Origin of the sequence: uncultured Campylobacter sp. (genome assembly GCF_938030815.1) — a bacterium.
Taxonomy (GTDB): Bacteria; Campylobacterota; Campylobacteria; order Campylobacterales; family Campylobacteraceae; genus Campylobacter_B.
Map to the genome: position 1 here is coordinate 1 of NZ_CALHII010000063.1, position 19,353 is coordinate 19,353.

The 19,353-nt window shown below is 48.3% G+C and carries 17 protein-coding genes and 1 pseudogene; all 18 read right to left on the reverse strand.

The window, feature by feature from the left end; all coding sequences use genetic code 11:
- Nucleotides 1-326: pseudogene (locus Q0277_RS02280) on the reverse strand (hypothetical protein); the annotation flags it as partial.
- Nucleotides 323-472 (reverse strand): hypothetical protein, encoded by a 150-nt coding sequence (locus tag Q0277_RS02285; protein ID WP_295098417.1) that lies wholly within the window; start codon nucleotides 470-472, stop codon nucleotides 323-325. The gene Q0277_RS02285 and the pseudogene Q0277_RS02280, both read right to left, overlap by 4 nt.
- Nucleotides 473-521: 49 nt before the next feature.
- Complete coding sequence (locus tag Q0277_RS02290; protein ID WP_297995176.1) at nucleotides 522-1,349, reverse strand: hypothetical protein; 828 nt, start codon at nucleotides 1,347-1,349, stop codon at nucleotides 522-524.
- Nucleotides 1,350-1,692: 343 nt separating this feature from the next.
- Nucleotides 1,693-3,129: a DUF4139 domain-containing protein gene (locus tag Q0277_RS02295; protein ID WP_297995179.1), complete on the reverse strand. Its 1,437-nt coding sequence runs from the start codon at nucleotides 3,127-3,129 to the stop codon at nucleotides 1,693-1,695.
- Between the two features lie 718 nt (nucleotides 3,130-3,847).
- On the reverse strand, nucleotides 3,848-4,624 hold the full coding sequence (locus Q0277_RS02300) for an ABC transporter ATP-binding protein (protein WP_297901394.1): 777 nt from the start codon (nucleotides 4,622-4,624) through the stop codon (nucleotides 3,848-3,850).
- Nucleotides 4,617-5,609, reverse strand: a complete 993-nt coding sequence (locus tag Q0277_RS02305) for an iron ABC transporter permease (RefSeq protein ID WP_297995180.1) — start codon at nucleotides 5,607-5,609, stop codon at nucleotides 4,617-4,619. Before Q0277_RS02305 ends, Q0277_RS02300 begins: the two co-directional genes overlap by 8 nt.
- A gap of 872 nt (nucleotides 5,610-6,481) precedes the next feature.
- Nucleotides 6,482-9,202 carry a carbon monoxide dehydrogenase gene (locus Q0277_RS02310; protein ID WP_297995181.1) on the reverse strand — a complete coding sequence of 907 codons (2,721 nt, stop codon included), beginning with the start codon at nucleotides 9,200-9,202 and terminating at the stop codon, nucleotides 6,482-6,484.
- A 217-nt stretch (nucleotides 9,203-9,419) separates the two neighbouring features.
- Entirely contained in the window at nucleotides 9,420-10,058 is a 639-nt protein-coding gene (locus tag Q0277_RS02315; RefSeq protein WP_297995183.1) for a nitrous oxide reductase accessory protein NosL, read from the reverse strand.
- Nucleotides 10,055-10,882, reverse strand: coding sequence for an ABC transporter permease subunit (locus Q0277_RS02320; RefSeq protein WP_005870848.1), 828 nt, complete (start codon nucleotides 10,880-10,882; stop codon nucleotides 10,055-10,057). Before Q0277_RS02320 ends, Q0277_RS02315 begins: the two co-directional genes overlap by 4 nt.
- A gap of 653 nt (nucleotides 10,883-11,535) precedes the next feature.
- Nucleotides 11,536-12,216: a hypothetical protein gene (locus Q0277_RS02325; RefSeq protein ID WP_297995185.1), complete on the reverse strand. Its 681-nt coding sequence runs from the start codon at nucleotides 12,214-12,216 to the stop codon at nucleotides 11,536-11,538.
- Complete coding sequence (locus Q0277_RS02330) at nucleotides 12,200-12,838, reverse strand: ABC transporter ATP-binding protein (protein WP_297995187.1); 639 nt, start codon at nucleotides 12,836-12,838, stop codon at nucleotides 12,200-12,202. The genes Q0277_RS02325 and Q0277_RS02330 overlap by 17 nt, the downstream gene beginning before the upstream one ends.
- An 8-nt stretch (nucleotides 12,839-12,846) precedes the next feature.
- Complete coding sequence (locus Q0277_RS02335) at nucleotides 12,847-13,749, reverse strand: NapH/MauN family ferredoxin-type protein (protein WP_297995189.1); 903 nt, start codon at nucleotides 13,747-13,749, stop codon at nucleotides 12,847-12,849.
- 3 nt (nucleotides 13,750-13,752) lie between these two features.
- Nucleotides 13,753-14,199 carry a cytochrome C gene (locus Q0277_RS02340; protein ID WP_297883279.1) on the reverse strand — a complete coding sequence of 149 codons (447 nt, stop codon included), beginning with the start codon at nucleotides 14,197-14,199 and terminating at the stop codon, nucleotides 13,753-13,755.
- Nucleotides 14,196-14,828, reverse strand: coding sequence for a hypothetical protein (locus tag Q0277_RS02345; protein ID WP_297995193.1), 633 nt, complete (start codon nucleotides 14,826-14,828; stop codon nucleotides 14,196-14,198). The genes Q0277_RS02340 and Q0277_RS02345 overlap by 4 nt, the downstream gene beginning before the upstream one ends.
- A complete protein-coding gene (locus Q0277_RS02350; protein ID WP_297995195.1) occupies nucleotides 14,825-15,628 on the reverse strand; it encodes a 4Fe-4S dicluster domain-containing protein in 804 nt (267 codons plus the stop codon). Before Q0277_RS02350 ends, Q0277_RS02345 begins: the two co-directional genes overlap by 4 nt.
- Nucleotides 15,625-16,830, reverse strand: coding sequence for a nitrous oxide reductase family maturation protein NosD (locus Q0277_RS02355; protein WP_297995198.1), 1,206 nt, complete (start codon nucleotides 16,828-16,830; stop codon nucleotides 15,625-15,627). Before Q0277_RS02355 ends, Q0277_RS02350 begins: the two co-directional genes overlap by 4 nt.
- The gene (locus tag Q0277_RS02360) at nucleotides 16,827-17,603 is read right to left on the reverse strand and encodes a hypothetical protein (RefSeq protein ID WP_005870834.1); all 777 of its coding nucleotides are present in this window, start codon (nucleotides 17,601-17,603) and stop codon (nucleotides 16,827-16,829) included. The genes Q0277_RS02355 and Q0277_RS02360 overlap by 4 nt, the downstream gene beginning before the upstream one ends.
- Nucleotides 17,604-17,646: 43 nt before the next feature.
- Nucleotides 17,647-19,353: c-type cytochrome (locus Q0277_RS02365; RefSeq protein ID WP_297995201.1), on the reverse strand; the 1,707-nt coding region annotated here is incomplete at its 5' end.

Below are 19,353 nucleotides of genomic sequence, written 5' to 3' on the forward strand. Positions count from 1 at the left end.
AGTTCATAGTATGCAACCTCGTATCTACTATGCCAAAAACTACCGTAGGTTTTAAATTTGTAATCGTCAATCATCCAATCTAGTTTTATATCATAATCTAAATACGCTCCTGCTACTCTTTTATACAACTCCTCTTTGGGTAAAATTCTATCCTCTTTTAGGCAGTATCCTTGCTTGTATTTGTTGTAGTCGGAAGTAGTAACTATCGCGAAGCCTCGTGAAGTGGAATAATCGGGAATTATTCGAATAAATATGGCGCAGAGTATCGCCGCCAGAAGCAGCGTGCCGGCTAGGGCTTTAAATTTAATAGACCTGTAGAATTTCATATCAGTCCTTTTCTATCCATCCATTCGTTAGAGGCTAATTCTTTCGGACCAGGAGGAGTTTTCTTCCCCCACAAATAATAACTCAATATATCGGCTCCGTAATTGCCCTCTAATTCTAATCTCAAATCAGTTTCTTTTTTGCTCATCTCTTATCCTTTTTCGGTTACATTCGTTAAGATAAAATTTCGACTAACTTTATCCGCCGTGAATCCACATATCCAGCTCCTGTTCCGCCGGAGCTTTGATATCAAAATCTATATTTCCGCAATTATCGTATGAGAATTTACGTCGCAAATGCTTCATATGAGTATAAGCTAAGACTTTGTTAAAGCTTTCTAAGTTCTCATATTCGTTTTTTATTCGCATTAAATTTTCTTTGCTTTTGATTTTTGTTAAATCTTCTTTATTGTTAAGCTCGATATACCAACTTATATAACCAGGTCTGGCATAATTCACAAAAAATTTATTCTCTTTTATTAAAAACGATTTTTCTAAAAACATTTTTCCACCATGAAGCGGATTTTTCTCTTCCGATAAGATAATAGGCTGTCTAAAGCCCAAAAATTCATCCTTATACACAAAATATTTTGATAGATCGGAGATATCTATTTGCGTCTTGTCTTTTATCTCATAATCAAAACTCTTCCTGTCGGTATTTTCAATCAAAAAATCAAACCAGTTTTCTTCATTAAAATCGCCGATTAGATAGAGCTTGGAGATGTGCGCCGTATAAAAACTATGGCCGAAAATTTTTATATCGTGCTCATCGATAATGGTATTTCGCAGAACTTCATAGTCGTGATATCTTTTAAAATAATTTATAGCGGCATTTTGAAGTAGTTCTTCGTTGCTCAGAATTCTATTCTCTTTTAGACAATATCCCTTTTGATATTTGTAATAGCCAAAAATAGTAACTACGCAGGAGCCTTGCGAAGCGGAGTAATCCGGCACGATGCGGATAAACAGGGCGCAGAAAAGTAGTGCCGCGGCTAGGATTTTAAATTTAAGTTTGTGAAATTTCATTACGATCCTTTAACGCGGCAAATGAAGCAAACGCATATCCCGCCGCCCAGTTAAATTTATACCTTTGCTCTGCGTTCATCGACCTTGCCCTTTCTAAATTTGAGATAAATTTTAACGATGTTCAAAATTTATCTACCGCGCCAAACCCTCTTTGTATGGCTAAATTTCATATCTCGCGCTAGCCAATTTTAAATCGCCGCAACATTTAAATTTTGGTTCTCGCGGCGCCAAAAATTTTAGATAAATTCTAAAGCCGCGCCTTAGTTTTACGCCCGCAAAATTTAACCGCGCCGTAAAAAGCTACTCCGTTGCGCAAAATTTAACCGCGCCGCGCCAAAGCTCGTTACTTCTTCGGTTTGCTTAGCTCGTAGCCGAAGTGGATCTTTTTGCTCTCGCCCGGCTTTAGCTCGAAGTCCCAGCTAAGCAGTCCGTCCTTGCCGAGGCTATTTTGCTCGGGCGAGTTTTTCAGCGCGACCTTTACGTCTTCGTGCGTCGAAACGGGCGCTCGCTCTTGCAAAACCACGTTCCACGCGCGCTTGGAGCCGTTTTTGATCTCGTAATCCCAAGCCATGGAATTTTTACTTTCGCCGCCGAAAAAGGAGTTTTTCGTGAAATTGTTCGCCTGCTCTTTTTTAACTTCGATCAGGCTGTTTTTACCCAGATACGCCGTAGCCTCGGAGTTTGCGGCAAAGCCTAGATGCACGAGCCCGATCTGCACGCCGTCGAGCCTTATTAGCGTTTCGCTCTCCTCTATGCTTCTTTCGGGGATAAATTTAGCCCGCACGTAGGCCGCCTCGCTGCCGTAGCCGTCGATGAGCAGATCAAATTTCGCATCCAGACTCTGTTTATCGAAGCTAAACTCGCCCGCCTCGCCCGCCTTGAGGCTCACGCCGCTAATTTTCCATACCTTTGAGAGCGAGCTTTCGATATTCGAGCCCATCCTTGCATACGACGATCTCGCCTCCGCCGCGGGCGCCCTCTGCATATCCGCCACCTCTAGCATCACGCCCTTTTTATAAGCCGCCGCGGGCTCAGGCTCCATAGGCTCGCCCTCATACCACGGGTAAAACGGCTGCGGCGCGGTCTGCGAGGAGTACTCGTAAGGATACAGCGCGATCGTTAAATTCGCTAGCTCGGCGTTTAGCGGATTTTGCACCGAGAGTTTTTGCGCGACCTCGATTTTGCCGCTAGTAAGATCTGCGGAGAGCTCGTTGTGCGTGTAGGCGCTTACGTCAACGGGGTAATTGATCTTAACGAAGCTCGGATCGCAGCCAAAGTTCGCGTTTAAGCGGCGCTCGTTCTTGATCCGGTATTTTGAAATTTTCTCTTTGAGCTTTCCGATTTGTTCGTCCGTCTTTGAAATTTCACCCGCTACAAGCAAGACCTCGTCGTAAATTTTTTGCGAATCCGCCTTTAAGCTTGCCAGGCTTCTGTCTTTTAAGCTTGAAAAGTCGCTTAAAAAGCGTTGCTGCGCCTTAAGTGCGACCAGACGGTCGCTTAGCTCGCGCAAGCTCTTTTCGTCCGCCTCTTTTTTGGCGAATTCCGCGTTTTTCACGGGCTCACTCTTCTCCAAAGACAATTCGCGCACTTCGCAAGAGCCCACAATCTCGATGCTGCGGATATCCAAGTACTCCGGCACGTTCACGCTGAAGTTTGATTTTTGCGCGCCGAAGTTTTGGTGCAAGAAGGCGGAGTTCGCGTAGATCTCAAGGCTATTTTCCTGCGCGCTCAAATTTACGGCAAGCGCCGCAGCTGCGCTTAAAAACACTATTTTTTTCATTTTTACTCCTTAAAAATTTTACGTAATTGTAACGATAAATTTTGATTTTTATGCTTAAAATTCAGAGCAAATTTTAAAATTCCGACTCCACTGCTCGCTTTGAAATTTTAAAATTTCGCCGCCGTAAAAACTCCGCCGCAGAGGCTAAAATTTTACCGCTACTAGCGCCTATTAAGTCCTCTTGCTCCGCACAGCCGAAGCGATAAATTTTAAATTTAAGAAGCTTCTATATTTAAGGACAAGCTGTGCTCGTCCGCGAAGTAAAACTATAAATTCAAAATTTTACACAGCCAACTACCCCGAGAAGCCAACCAATAAATTTTAAAATTTTACGCAGTAAAATTTCTAAAACTTTAGGCGAGCGAAGCAATGCGAAGGAAGCGCGGGGCGCTTCCTAGTCTTTGCGAGAAATAGTGAAGCTCCCCGTCGCAAGGACGAGCTGTGCTCGTCCGCGAAGTAAAACCGATAAAAGTGCAGGCGTTAGCCTGCCGTAACTTTAGCGGGGTGCGGGGTAGAACCCCGCTCGCAGGCTCGGATCTTGTTCGAACCGAGAAGCTAAACCGATAAATTTTAAAATTTTACGCAGTAAAATTTCTGACTATCTTTCGCGGAGACTTCACAAGCGTCTTAACGCTTGCTTGTATTGCTCCGCTCAGGTGCAGGGAGTGCTTGCACTCCCGCTCGCAAGGATGAGCTTAGCTCGTCCGCGAAGTTAGGATCAAAACGGATACGTCAAGCAGCAAACGCGACCGACCTTTTCGTTATAGCTGACGTCGAGCTTCAGATCGTATAGTTTGCTTAAAATTTCGCTCTTTATGATCTGCTCGGCCTTGCCGTATGCGACCTCGCCGCCGCCTTTTACGAGCGCGACGTATCCGCCCAAAAGCAGCGCGAAGTCCGGATTGTGCGTGGCTAAAACGACTGTGTAGCCATTTTTGAGAAGCTCTTTTGTGGCGCGAAGGAATTTGTATTGGTTAGCAAAATCGAGCGCCGAGGTGGGCTCGTCGAAGATCACGATCTTAGGCTCGCTGCAAAGGGCGCGCGCGATGGACGCCATCTGTCTCTGGCCGCCGCTTAGGCGCGTGATGATCTTGTCTTTTAGGTGCCAAATTTCAAGCATTTTCATGTAGCGCTGCGCAAGCCTGTAGTCGTTTTCGCTCGGCTGCGAAAAGATCCCGATATGCGCCGTGCGCCCCATCAGAACGTACTCAAAGACGCTGTAGTCGTACTCGCAGACCTCGCTTTGCGAGACGTAGCCGATGATCTCGGCGCGCCCTTTGGCGCTGAGGCTCGCCATATCCTTGCCATCGATTGAAATTTTACCGCGCAGAGGCGTAAGCGTGCCGCTGATTAAATTTAAAAGCGTCGATTTGCCCGCGCCGTTTTGACCCAAAATCGTCAGCATCGCGCCCGCTTCGAGGTTGAAATTCACGTCGCGCAGCGTCAGAGGGGCGGATTTTACGTAGCCGAAGTCTAAGCTCTCAACCCTAACCATTTAGCTTCCTTTTGTTTTTAAGCAGGATGAATATAAAAAATAGCGTGCCGATAAAGCCCGTAAGCACGCCTAACGGGATCTCGCTTTGATTTATGCTGCGCGCTACGTCGTCTACGATGAGCACGAAGATCGCGCTTAAAAATATGCTCGCGGGGATCGCTTTGGTGTTGCTCACGCCCACGATCATGCGCGTTAGATGTGGCATCAAAAGCCCCACCCACGCGACTATACCGCTGATACACACGCTGCTTGCGGTTAGCAGCGTCGCGCAGACGATGATGATGCCCCGCTCCATGACGACGTTTACGCCCAGCTTCGCCGCTGTCGCATCGCCCATGGATAGGACGTTTATGCGGTAGCTCATCAGTACCAAGATCACGATACAAACCCCCATCACCGGAGCTATCATCGCTAGCACGGAGGGATCGACCTTCGCGAGACTTCCTAGCTGCCAATACACGATGTCTGCAAGCTTCGTCTCGGGATCTGCCATAAATTTTAAAAATCCGATCAGCGCGCCCATCAAACCGCTTACGATGATGCCCGCAAGCACGAGCATTATGGTGGCGCTCGAACGCAGCGCGCGTGTGATCAGAAGCGTAATGCAAACCGCCGCAAGCCCAAAAACGAAGGCGAAAAGCTGGATCAAAAGGATATTTAGATCAAGCAGGATCGCGATCGCAGCGCCCACGCAAGCCCCCGCGCTGACGCCTAAGAGATCGGGCGAGACGAGCTGGTTTTTAAAGACGCCCTGATACGCCGTGCCGCTGATGCCCAGCGCCGCGCCCACGAGCACCGCGGCGATGATACGCGGCAGGCGCACCTGCATGACGACGTTGTGGACGTTTTGCGCTACCTCGCCGCCGCTTAGCGCTTTTAGCACCTCGGTGATGCTTAGGCCGAAGCGCCCTATACAAAGCGATATCGCGATCGTCGCAATCGTCGCTAGTATCAGCAGCACGAGCATAAATTTAAAATTTTTCATACCTTCCCTTGCTTTAAATTTTATCTTTTGCCTTAAATTTAATCTTTGAAATTTTGCCTCGTTGAAACACGCTTAAAATTTCGCTTTAAATTCTGCCCTCTAGCTCGTAGGCGAAAGGCTTGCAGTAAAATTCTTTCGTGATAGCTCCAAGATCAATATTTTAGAAAAGATCCGGATGGAAATTTTAGCCGCCTGCAAGATTTATAGTGTCGTCTCCGCGCCCATCGGTTCCAGCCTAAAATGTTTGCGGCGCAGCATAGACGCGCTTTTGCCGCACCGCCTCAAGCTGCGAAACGCAGGGCTTGACAGTAGTGCCTCCTCCTCGTGCGACATTTTCTATCGATGATGACGCAAAGACTGCAGCGGCTTTGATTTATGCATCTAAATCCTTAAACAAATATGGCATTTTAGCACATATCATATTAAATTTTTATGATTTCAACTTTCATACATGCGGGCGAGATCTAATGGCGTGCAGCTCCGTGCAATAAGGCTTTTAGTAAAATTTAGCTTGCGGATTTCAGATGAGCGCCTACGAAATTTACGCCAAGATGGAATTTTAAAATTTCATATGTTCGAGAAAGATAGACTTGAGCCTGATGGCGGAATTTGCCCGGCTAAATTCCGCCGATTTAGCAGCAGACACAGCGCGCGGCGAAATTTTACGTAGGATTTGAAGATTTGATTTAGAATTTCACAAACGGATGCGGCGCGAAAATTTTCTCTTTATTTGACCCCGGTTTTGCTAGCCACTTAGTCGTAGAATTTTACTTGCCGTTTGGACGCGGGATTTTATTTGCCCGCGAGAGGTTAAATTTTATCATGAAATTTCGCATCGCTTAAAATGCGATGCGAAATGAATCCGTCCGTCGCTACTGCCAGCCTAGAGCTTTGCGTTTTAAGCGCATGTCACTTACCATTTTTAGTGCGAGCGCGACCGGATCGGTATCTACGTGCATCACAGAGCCAAGCGCCCGCCTAGTGCCCTCTTTGAAAAAGTGTATGACATTTGCGGAGCCGTGGATTTGATACTCGACGCAGTGATACGAGTCGATGCCCATTAGACGGAATCCGAGCGAGGCATCGACGCCCTTTTCGTTCGCCCACTCGGGAGAGGTGAAGGCAAGCGGCAGCTCGTAGAGATTTTTGCCCAGCACTCCTGCGATACCTGCGAAAATTCCGCTGGAGCGGGTATTATCGATACATTCACCCACGTGCCATACCGGCGGAAGCTCATCTTTTTCTAAAAATGCCCGCAGCGACGCGCCTGCTTTTTTATACGCGCTTTTTTGGCAAAAGCCCAGCTTCATTAGCGGGAACGACGCGCAGCCGTTGGTTAGGATTAGGACGTTATTTTCGATTAGGGTTTGTGCGACATCTATGATAGCGCGCTCATAAGGCACTTTAGGATTGGTGCAGCCGACCATATTTACGATGCCTAAAATTTCACCGCTTTTTAGCGCGTGCGCTAACGGCTCCATACCGCCGTAGTGCTTATGGACGAATTCTACCGAAAAGCCCACTTCGGCCTCGACTTCATACGGCGGGATATATACCGGCAGTCCCTTGCGCTTTTCGTGAGATTGCAATGCGCGGTCTAGAATTTTACGCGCCAAATTCCTAGTCTCGGCGATATTACTATGGTGATGATCGTAGCCTATATGCTCGGCTCCGGGAAGCCTAGCTGATGAGCTTGTGGTAACGACCTTGGTCTGGAAGCAATTAGCCACGTCCATGATCGCAGGATAGACATCTTGGACATCGGCGACCCACAGATCAAGCGCTCCCGTGCCTATGACGAGTTCGGCAGTTACGGCGTTTGAGAGCGGTACGACGCCCCAGTTGCGATACATCGCCGATAGTCCAGAACAGCACACGCCGTAAAATGCGATCCCCTGCGCGCCTATTGCGCGAGCCTTGTCTTGGTACTCTTTAGAATTTCCGATCTCTACTATTAGGCTTACTAATGTCGGCAGATGTCCGTGCACGGCGATATTGACCCAGCCTTTTTTAAGCGCGCCCATATTGCTTTTGGAAGTTACGCGATCTCCTACACCAAATAGCGCATCCGTAGCGATATTCGCAGCTACTACGCCGGTGAAGGTAAAAGCAAGCCCGCAGCGCAAAAGATGCTGCATCACGCTGCGCCAGTCTCCATCCGTGCCTACACCCGTTCGGTGATACGCCTCAAAGACTTCGTTATACGCACTAATCGGCAAGATATCTAGCTTCCGCCATACTTCTTGACGCTCCTTGGGCGCGAGCGCAGTGATAGTTTTATACTCGCCGCTACTTTGCGAAAGATCTGTTAAAAGCGTATCGGCAAGCTCGATCGCTACCTCTTTTAACTCTCTATCTTCAGTTGGAATTCCAAAAGCTTTGGCGGTATTGATGATTTTGTATTCGCCTATGATTGGCAGATCTAGCTTGCCCTGCGCCGCCCATTTTAGCGACAGCAGAAGCTCTCTGGCGTGCGCGCCGTGTTGAGCTACGCCTGCAGCTACTTGACGCAATAGGTTGCGCGATACGATGAGATCGGCGTCTGCACCGCAAGTGCCGCGATCAGCCTTTTTAGTAATTTTGCAAGGTCCCATATTGCAGATCTTACAGCATACTCCGGTAAGTCCATAGCTACACATAGGCATCTGTTTATCGAAGCGATCAAACGCCGTATCTACGCCGATCTGCTCCATCCTAAGCATCATTTCGCGCACGGCGGGATCAGGGGTTTTCTCAAGTACTTCTTGCTTTGTGGGGAAGGTCTTTTTGTATTCAAGCACCGCCTTCATATAATCCGCCGTAAATTCTGCCTCGTGAAAATGCTCGAAAAGATTGCCCTGCGCGTCTTTATGTGTGTGCGGACTAGCCTCTGCGGGCACTAAAACTTTTGGGATGCCGTGCTCGTCAAATCCAATAATCGCGCGATGAGAGTGGGGCTTGTGATCATGGTTATGTTTGTCGTGCTCGTGCGAGCTGATGACGGAATCCTCGTCGTGCTCATGCGAAGACGCCGCAGAATTTGTGCCGTATTCGTGCAAATAAGCTGCGAGGTTTTCTTCTTGATCGTGTGAGTGGGTCGCAAGATCTTTGTCGCGTAGATGCGAGTGGATTGCGGAGTTATCGCTATGCTCGTGCGAGCAAGAGAAGTGGTCTTTGCTGCTTGGGCTCTTCGCAGGATTTGAGATGGAATTTGTCAAAGAATCAGCCATGGAATTTATTGTAGAGTTTATTGCGGATTTTTTAGCGTTGCTTGCGCTTTGAGCGCTTGAGCGCGCCGCAAAGTTCGTGCTTGAAGCAGAGCTTGCGCTATCATAGCCGCCCGGCGCGGAATTTTTGGCTTCGCAGTCGCACTCGTCGCAGGAATTCCCACCTGCGGCGCGATTTTTAGAAATTTTGTCGCGAGCATGTGAGGCGGAAGTTATAGAATTAGCGGCGGAATTTTGAGCGATATTTGCGCTTTTATCAAAAACGGATGCGGCTGAGCTTTTGACCGCGTCTGCGGCGGAATTTTCTCCCGTATTCGCAGCGGAATTTTCATCCGTCGCAGCCTTCTTGCGTGAGCCTTTTTGTTTTGAGATTTTGTCGTTTGCCATGGTTGTCTCCTTAAAATTTATTTTAAAAATAAGTGAGAATGTAGAGCTCAATAAATATACTGAAAAACTACATTATCTAATTCTTATAGATAAAATTTAACGTGATTGTATTTTTTAATTGCTTTAAATTCCCTTAACAGCGCACTAAAATAAAAGATAAAATTTTATGAATAAAATATACTAAATAGCTTGATTTAAATTTCGCCAAGTGGCTCGATCATCTTAGATAATCGATTAGCCTAGCGGAGATTTCGCGAAACTGCAAAATTTTATGCCCCTTTTTCTCGCGCATGAAATTTTGTGCGTCCTGAAGTCTGGCAAACGTGATGAGATCGTCGCCTCTGGCGCTTTGCAGCACGCTGCCGAAGACATAAAACGCGTCCTGCGCCCGCAAAATTTCGCCGCTTGCGTAATCGGTGACGTAAAGCTCTGCGCTGCCGAAATTTGCGTTCGTGGAATTTGACTCGCCGAAATTGCCGCTAGCGGGATTTTTGCTCATCAAATTTTCCTCTGCGGAAGCCCCGCCGTTATTGCCGCTCAAATTTTCGCCCTCGAAAAAATACGCAAACATCGCCTTGGGCGAGGCAAACGCGAGCGCGCCGCCGTCTTTGAGCCTTGCATAGGCGCGAAATTCAGGGTGCGCGCTAGTATCGATGCCGTATTTGGCGCAGGTGAGATTTACGTCTTTAAGCCACGCGATCTCACGCACGCTTTTAGAATTCTGCGCCGAGCCGGAGATCCTGCTATCCGACGCGCCTAAATTCTGCGCCGAGCCGGAGCTCTGAGCCGCGGAATTTTGCATCTCAGCTGTACCGCAAAGCGCTATAAATGCCGCCAAAATGAGTGGAAATTTCACGCTAAATCCTTCGATCTAAAGATAAAATAGCCCAAAATCAGGCTTGCCGCGCCCAGAGCGATCGGATAGAGCAGCGAAAAGGCGATGAAAAGTCCGCGCCCGAAGTGATCTAGGATAAAATACGCCGTCGTACCGATGACCGCAAGATCGGGATCAAATAGGCTGATAGCGGCGATGCGGAAGTCCTCCATCGGGTTTGCTAGGGCGATCGCAAAGATCAAATTTTCGTTCACTCCCGTTTTTGCGAGCAATCCGATCAGCACGAGATCCAAAAACGCAAGGCAGAAAAGCCATACGAAAAATGCGAGACCAAGCCCCATCTCTTGGCTTTTTGAGACGGCGCAGATCAAAAATGCGATCCCTAAAAACGCCGCGCACAAGCTAAAAAGCAGCCCCGTATAAAGCAGGCAGATCGCCCACGGAATGCCCGTGCCTTTGATCGCGCCCCAAACGATCGCAAGCAGCAGCGACAAAAATATCGGCACGAACACTCCAAACAGCCTTCCCAGCGCCTTGCCGTAGTAATACTGCGCCTGCGAGATCGGGAAGCTTAGCAGGTATTCTAAGATATTTAGGTCGCGGTCGGCTAGGATCGCCTTGCTGGTGGTTACGAGCACGAAGACGGGCAGGATGATGATGCAGATCTGAATAAACAGCAGTAGCAGTCGCGAAAGCCCGCTAAAACCGAGCACGCGCGAGTCAGTCACCCCCGTGATGAAAAATGCCGCCACGAGCCCGCTAAAGATCAGCAGATAGAGCAAAAACCAGCGCGAACGGAAGGACTCTTTGATATCCAAAGCGGCGATGGTGAGTAAATTTTTCATTCATATTCCTTTATTGCGCCTAGGCGCGCTTTAAATTTAGATTTCTCGCGCGGCTTAAATGCGCCGTCTTTAAATTTTAGCCTCGTTTTGCGGCGCGGATTTCGCGACTTTAAATTTCGCCCGCCGAGTGTTTAAACAGGCGGCGAAATTTTATCCGCCGCCTGCGACCGTGGATCGCGCATAAATTTTAAATTTACGGCTCCCTTGCAGCGTACTCAAACAGCGCGTCGTCCGCAGCCCGCTATCCGTCGTCTGCCGCAGTTTTAAATTTAGCCGTTTGACGGGCCGCTTAAGTTTCAGCTTCTTAAAATTTCAAACCCAGGCGTATTCCGCAGCATAAAATTTTGAAATTCTAAAAATCCTAAAGCGGCGAATTCTGCGCCGGATAAATTTTAAATTTACGGCGAAATTTTAAACCGGAGCGTCTGCGTAAACTTTAATTCGGCAGAACGAAATCTCGCGCCGCGCGTTAAATTTAGCCGCGTTGCGAGATGAAATTTTGCGGTCGTTTTTTAAGCCTAGCTTTGCCTCGCGCAGAAGTCGCAAAGTAAAATTCATCTCATCTATGGCGGCGTGGGCGATGCGCTGAAATTTTACGTTTTAAATTTAGCGCAAAATCCTAGCCTTTTAAAATCCGTCTTAAGCAAACGGCCTTAATGCGCGTGCCCCGAATGCATATCGTGCGCAGTGCCGTTGCCCTCGTGCATCTGCCCCATATCGTGCGGCGCGCCTTGAGGGTGCGCCGTGCTGCCCGCATCGCCGCCGCCCATATCATGCTTAGGTTCGCTCATGCCGTGCTCTGCGGAGTGAGGGTCTTTCATGCCGCCCATATCGCCATGATCGTGCATACTTCCCAGATCGCCGTGCGCATCGCGACCCATATCGCCCATTCCCATGCCGTGCGAGCCGCCGCCTGCTTTAAGCGCTGCGACTACTTGATCGAAGCTGAAGTCTTGCTTGCCCTCTTGCTTGTTTTTAAACGCGCCCCAGCCGAACGACATAGGGGTTTTAAAGCCCTTGTAAAAATGCGCCGTGCGTGCGTCGATAAACTCGCCGTTGCCGCTAGCGTCATTGATGTAAATTTTGGCGTCCTTTAGCCAGTTTAGTTTGTCGTTGGTAACCATAAAATCCACCAAGCAGCCGATGTCGTCAAAGTAGTGGTTTTTGCCGTCCACGCGTACATCGACGCTGAAGCGGTTATCGCTGATCGCCATCTGGCAGTGCTCGCACACGTCCCTGTCATAATGGACGTTGCCGTAGTCTTTCTCGTCGCCGCAGCCTAAAAACGTAAGCGCAATAAGTGCGCAAAGTAAAGCTTTAAACATTTTTGTCATCTACGATCCTCCCTAGATCCATTGAAATCATTCTTTTTACCAGTCCTCCCACTTCCTCGAGCCTATGCGAGATAAAGATCAAGCTCTTATCTTTTGCGTGGTTGTGCAAAAGCGTCTTAAAACGCTCGCGCGCGCTCGGATCGAGATTAGCAGTTGGTTCGTCGAAAATCATCGCCTTGCTAGCTCTGCCGAATGCTAGCGCAATTAAAAATTTCTGTTTCATACCGCCCGATAGCTTATGAAATGGTTTGTTTAAATTTGAACTCAGATCAAGCTCCATTTCGTCGCAAAATTTTACTATGTCCGCTCTGCTCGCGTCAGCCGTACGCTCGGCGAAGTAGATGAGCTCATTTAGGCTCAGCTTAAGCGGTGGTGGGGTTTGCGGCACGAAGCTGATACCGCGTAGCGCGCGGCTACGCTGCTTAAACGAATCAAATCCGTCGATAGCTACGCTGCCGCTTGTGGGTATGTATTCGCCCAAAATCGTCCGCATCAGCGAGCTTTTGCCCGCGCCGTTTTGCCCGACGAAAAGCACTTGCTCGCCGTCCGCGATATTTAGATTGATATCTTTTAAAACGAATTGATCTGCGAATTTCTTGCTTACGTTTTTAATCTCTATCATAGGCTTCCTTAGATCATATCTTTTAGCTTATTACCGATACTCAGTGCGTCTTGGTGACACACGTCGATACAGCGTCCGCATAGCGTGCAGTCGATCCCTTTTAGCATAAATTTGCTCTTATCGCCCAGGTTTTCGGACGCCTTTTTTTTAGTGATATCCAGTACGTGCGAGACGAAGCAGACATCTTGGCAAACGCCGCAGTGATCGCACCTGCTTTTATCCCAAGTAATCTTGCTTAGGCTTGCTTTCGCCGCAAGCGAATAGGTGCTTCCTAGCGGGCATAGATGAGTGCACCACACCCGCCTACTAAAAAATACTTCGAGCAAAAACACAAAAACGATCCAAAGCCCCGCCAGCGAGAAGCCGTAGATGATGAAGCGCGATAAAATTCCAACTACGTTAAAAATTTCAAAAACGAGCAAATCAGTAATAGCGCTTAGCAGCAAAAATACCGCCCAGATCGCATATCGCATACCGCGAGGCAGGGCGCGCTCCTTGATGACGTGCTTGGCAATTAGCGTATTATGCAGCTTTTCGCCGATCTCGCTAAGCGCTCCGTAAGGGCAGATCCACGAGCAAAAAGCCTTACCGCCCGCGATGAAGTAAAACAGCAATATGGTGCCTGAGCCGATGAGTAGATTTATCGGCAGATCCTTGTGCGCGGCGATCACCTCAAGAGTTACGAAGGGATCTGCTAGGTGAAAGCCAAGTATTCGCGAGCCGCTGATGTCGCCCTCTAAAATTTGAATATCGGCGCGAAAGGAAAGCACAAAAAGCAGATGCACCAAAAATACCGTGGCGTAGCGCAGAGCCCGAATGCTTGGGCGCCATTTGCCGCTTTTATTTCTAAGCGCGAAGGTCGAGAAAAAGCTCGTATTTTTGATCGTGCATCGCGAATTATATTTATCCAAGACTTACTCTTTAAATTTTGAAATTTCATCCGCGAGCTTATCTAGGCTCTCGTCGCTTACGTTGGTTAAAAGCCCGCTCATCAGGCTGTTTTTGATCTTACCCGCCTTATAATCTTTAAGGCTTGCTAAAATTTGATCCTTGCTCTTGCCGCCGATCGGCGGAGCGATCTTGCCGCGTCCGTCATCGCCGTGGCAGGGCGCGCAGCTTACCAGATAGGAGCTGCTAACCTTGAAATCGCGCTCTTTGACGCTCTGCTGCAAAATTTTAATATTTTTCACGTCCTTATCGTCGATGAGATCAACGCTTTTGCTCTGCGGCGCGGGCTTTGCTTGCACCTGCGGCTTGACTTCTTGCTGCGGCGCGCTAGAATCGTCCGAACTAGCCATAAAGATCATCAGCGCGATCAGTGCTACACCCAAAATCAAAGCTAAAATTTTGCCCGGTTTCATTTCTGCTCCTTAAATTGTTTGTTGAACTCGTAAATTTCTTTCGCCATCGTCTCTATCTGCTGCTCGCTCATGCCCTCGACGAGCTGCACCATAAGCGGGTTAGGCTTTTCTTTAAATTTATACTTTTTAATCATATCCACGATCTGCGCGTCGGTTTTATCTAGAAGCGATGGGCCTATGATGCCGTTGGCGTAGTCGTCGTGGCACGCCGAGCAGCGCAGGATAAAATCGTGCCCAAGGCGCTTTTTCATCAGGTCGAAATTTAGCTTTTCATATTGATTTTTGATGCTCGAATACGCCACGATATTTTTGGTCGTTTCGTTTACATCGCCGTTTAGATTAAAATTTACCTTTCGCTCGCCGTAAAAATCGTAGCTTACGAACTTATCGTCCTTCTTGGGCGCTTCGCCGCTTTTAACGCTGATGCGAGGCTTGGCAGTATGATTTTGTTCTACGCTCTGCGGCGTAGAATTTGAACTCGCAGAGCCTTGCCTTGCGGAGTTTTGCGAGACGGAATTTTGCCCTGCGGAGCTTGTCGCGGCGGAGCTTGAATTGCCGTCATCTCCGCAGCCGCACAGCAAAAGCGCCGCAGCTAGCGAGCAGAAGTAGAATTTAATAGAGTTTTTCATTGTTTTCCTTCATAGATTGATTTGTAATCCGCCCGCGGGATTATCTCGATGATACGCGCCGGGCAGAGCTCTGCGCACGCGCCGCAGCCGACGCAAGCGCTGCGGATCTGCGGGGCGAAATGCTTGCCTGCTTCTATCATCGCGATAGCATCGAGCGGCTGCGGGTAAGGACACAGCGACGCGCATAGATCGCAGGGTTTGCCCTCTTTCGCCGCCAGCGCGGAGTTTAGCTCGCGTTCCTGCTCGGTCTTAGCGGGCTTTAGGCGCAGATCGTCCGGTTTTAAAACCTGCCCGCGATACGCCAAACAGGCATTTAAATTTTCAATCACGGCGATACCCATTTTGACCTTTTTAGGCTCGTTCGTCTCGTGGCTGAGCGCGCCGCTTGGACAGGCGAGCACGCAAGGAAGCGCACCGCAAAGATAGCAGCCTCGCTCTTTGGCGTCGATGACCGGGGTACCGATGTCAAAAAGATGCGTGATATCAAGCAGATAGATGCTGTGATAGGGGCAGACCTGCACGCATTGACCGCACTTGATACAGCTAGAGCGGAAGCCTCGTTCCGCTAGCGCTCCTGGCGGACGCAGATATAAAGAGGCGGAATCCCCGCTAGAATTTTGTTTTATAGAATTCGGCGCTGGATTTTGTCCTGTGGAATTTACGGAATTTTGCTCGTTTAAATTTTGCACTTCACTGCCCGCGGAATTGGTAGAATTTCCATCCGCAAACAAGCTCGCTGCCCCTAGCGTCCCAAGCGCTCCGCCGAGTAGTTTTATCGCTTCGCGTCTATTCTTTATCATTGCCTCATCCTAGGTTTTGGATCTTTTAGCAGTAGCTCAGGCTCTGAAAACGGAGCTAGCTTGGAGATGAAATTTAAAAGCGCGATCCCGCTGGAGCCGTAAAAAAACCGCACATTCGGTTTATACGCCCAAAGCCTATCCGCGTAGGCGTATGAGCTGTAGCTAACGTCGCCGTAACCGTCGCCGTCGCGGTCAAATCCGTCGTAATCGTCGAAGTAGTTGCCACTCCATTCGTTTTGCAAGAGCTTGGATTGGGGCGTATCGTTCAGTACGATCTCCATATTGCCTTTAAATTTATTGTTTTTAAATACGCTTTTTAGCTGCGTGGCGTGGAATTGCACGCCGATGCTGTTGTATTCGATATCGTTGTTTTCAAAAACGTTAAGTGAGCCCGGTTGATAGGGGGATTGATCCAGATAAAATCCGCGGGCATTGTAAACGACTTTATTATCCGTAACCCTGAAATTTGAGCTATCCTTCATACCTATGCCTACGCCGTAAGCGCCGTCTGCATTGCGCACGACGTTGCGTCTGGCGATATTATCGCTTGAAAACATAAAAAATAATCCCACGCTATTGCCGTCGTAGTAGTTATCCTCCACGACGTTGTGCCCGGAGTTCATAAAGTGCAGCGAATAGCGACAGCTGTGGCCTTTGTTGCCCGCAACGAGATTGCCGTTTGAGAAGTAAAAAACGGTGTCGCGGACGTTGTGGACGTCGTTATTTAAAATTTTATTGACATTGGAGTACCAAAGCTTGATGCCGTCGCCTTTAAAACTCGTGCGGTAGGTATTGCTTGAAATTTCGTTGCCCTCGATCGTTACGTCGTTTGCCTTGCTTAGCACGACGCCGTAGAGCACGTCTTTGATGAGATTATTTTTTATGATTACGCTGTTTACGTCGCTTACGTTGATGCCCGCATCCTCGCTAAGATGTTCGAAGCCTCCGTTTTGAATTGTTAAATTCTTGATTGTAACATGCGGAGAGCGGACGCGGATGACCGTTGCGTTGCGATCGCCTATGATCACGGCGGAGCGGTCTAGTCCGTCGATAGTAAGGGGTTTATCGATTAAAATATTGCCGTGGTACTCGCCCGCGGCTAGTTCTATAATATCGCCCGCTTTTGCGCTATCGATCGCGTCTTGAAGCTCGCCCGCGCCTAAGCTTAGCGCGAGCGAGAATGCTAGAAGCAAAAGCCTCATCTATGCTCTCGTAGGAATTTTTTCTTAGATAGTAGAGCTAACGCCGATAGCAGCGACAGGGCTAGCATCAGCCAAAAGCCAAGAGCCGGATATGAATGGGTAGTAAAATGCGCCACGCTGCCGTCGCCAAATGCTGTAGGCATAAAAGGCTTTATTTTAAACGCGCCCCAGTCTTGCAGGTTGTGCCCGAACCAATACAGCCAACCCACGTAGCAGCCGATGAAAATAAGCGGCGCAATGATCGGCAAGATCATAAGCAGAGTCTGCCCCTTGCCGTCGTAGTATAAAAACGCGAGCATTCCTATCGTCGCAATTATGAGATAATATGGCGATAGCGAGTGCTCGAGCGTGCCGCCGCGCCAGACGGGATACATGCCGATATAGTGATTTAGGGTATTCATCTCGCCGACATCGCCGCTAAAGCCGTCAACGTGGACGTAAAGTGGAATTCCATCGGGGAAAGCCTCTTTTGGATAGTTCGGCGCTTCAAGTGAAATTTTCCACACCGGTATGCTAGGTACGCCCACTTCAAATTTATGCTCCAGCATCGCGCCTAGATCGTTTTTAACATCACTAGGAATTAGGTGATTTTTATACGATGCTTTCGTATAAAAATTCCATATCGGTGCGGAGTATGCGGGCAGCTGCGAGACGCTGCTAACCTGCCCCGATACGATTTTGCCTTGGACTTTAAAAAATCCGAGCGTAGGGATGGTAAAAGCGACCGTCATAATAAGCAGCGCTAAAATCGCGTAAATTTTATATTTTGGCATTTCATCTCCTTTAAATTCTCCCCCCTTGCGGGGGAGAGTAGGGTTAGTTAAGACCCGCGTTCTCATCGACCCATTTTAGGTATTCGATGATATCTTTGATCTCTTCGTCTTTCATATGCTGATTTGGCATGCGAAGGTTGAAGTAATTTATCATTGCCTTAACGTAGTCGTCTTCGTAGAATTTAGCAGGGTCTTTGATGAAATCGGCTACCCATTTCTCGCCGTTTTCATGGCGAAGTAGGACGCCCGTTAGATCAGGACCCGAGCTTACTTGACCGATGACGTGGCAGCCGTTGCAGCCTCCGCGCAGGTAAGCCTTTTCGCCGTTAGACGCAGCCTCGCTCATAGGAGTGGAGAGCTCGCGGATCAGGTTATTTTTAGCGCGAAGTCCGACATCTGCGGTTTTTACTAAATACTGCCAAACTTGACCTTCCCAAAGTATCGCGCCATTCATATCGCCGGCTTTTACCGCGGCGTCTGCCTTGGCTTTGGTTTCAGGAATTTTGCCGTATTGATCCAGCGCGTCATCGACTAAAGCCTTGACCTTAGGATATTTCTCGTAGTTTTTCTCTTTTAAGAATTTAACGACTGATTGGATAACGTCGTCGGTGGCTTTATTTGTAGCTACTACCTTGTCGTATTCGGCTTTTAGAGCTTCTGGGCTAAGAGCTTTTAGCATAGAAGCTTTAGCTGAAGTGTATTTTTTATTCGGATCTTTTACGTATAGATATCCAAACATCTCAAGGTGCAACGCAGAGCAGAATTCTGTGCAGTAGAAAGGAAATACGCCCTCTTTATCTGCGATGAAATTTACGCTCGCAGTCTTGCCCGGCTCAAGCGACATATGCAGATCGTAATCATCAACCGTAAAGCCGTGAGTTTCATCCTCGGCACGCTCTAAATTTGTCATATAGATCGTTACGTTATCGTCCTTATTAACCTCGATGTGCTCAGGATTAATATGGCTGCGGATCGCTGTAGCATAGACTTTTACGTTTTTGCCGTCGCGCTCGATGCGCTCCTGACCTGCTAGCGTCATAGCAGGGTGCTGCTTGCCGGTACGAGAGTTTGTTCCCATAGTATAGGTAGGTTTCGTATGAAGCTTACTGGCTGCGATAGAAACTACGTCGTGCGGCTCGCCAAGACCGATAGGAAGATCGTAAAGCATCTCCATTTTAGGTCCTGTAATGTCGATCAGCTGGTGATTTTGCGGATGAAGCGGTCCGATAGGATTAAATCTATCGATCGAAAGCTTATCCAGTGCGATTACGTATTTGCCGACAGGCTTTGAGGATTTGCCCTCCATAGAATCAAGGTGTCCGATATTGTAGTGGACGTTGATCCTATCCAAAACCTTTAGCGTCTTGTAGTTCCATTTTACGATCTGGCTATCAACGTAAAGCGATGTATAGATTACGCCATCTTGCGAATCGAAGGTATTATGCAAAGGTCCAAGACCAAGCTCTGCTTGTCCGTGAAGCGTCTTTTGCATATCTAGGATCGGAATTCCGTATGGATCCTTGCCTGCGTATTCTTTCTTATCAATTAGCTCTTTAATCTTTTTGAAATCATAAACGCTGGCGTGAGTATCTAGTTTGCCGCCGATGATAATGTAGCGGCCGTCAGGGCTAACATCGACGCCGTGAGGGGATTTGGCTTCAGGGATCAAAAATAGCGCTCCCGCTTTTACAGCGGCGTCTATCGTAACGATTCTGTGTCCGTTTACAACCTTGTAGTTTTTGCTGTCTTG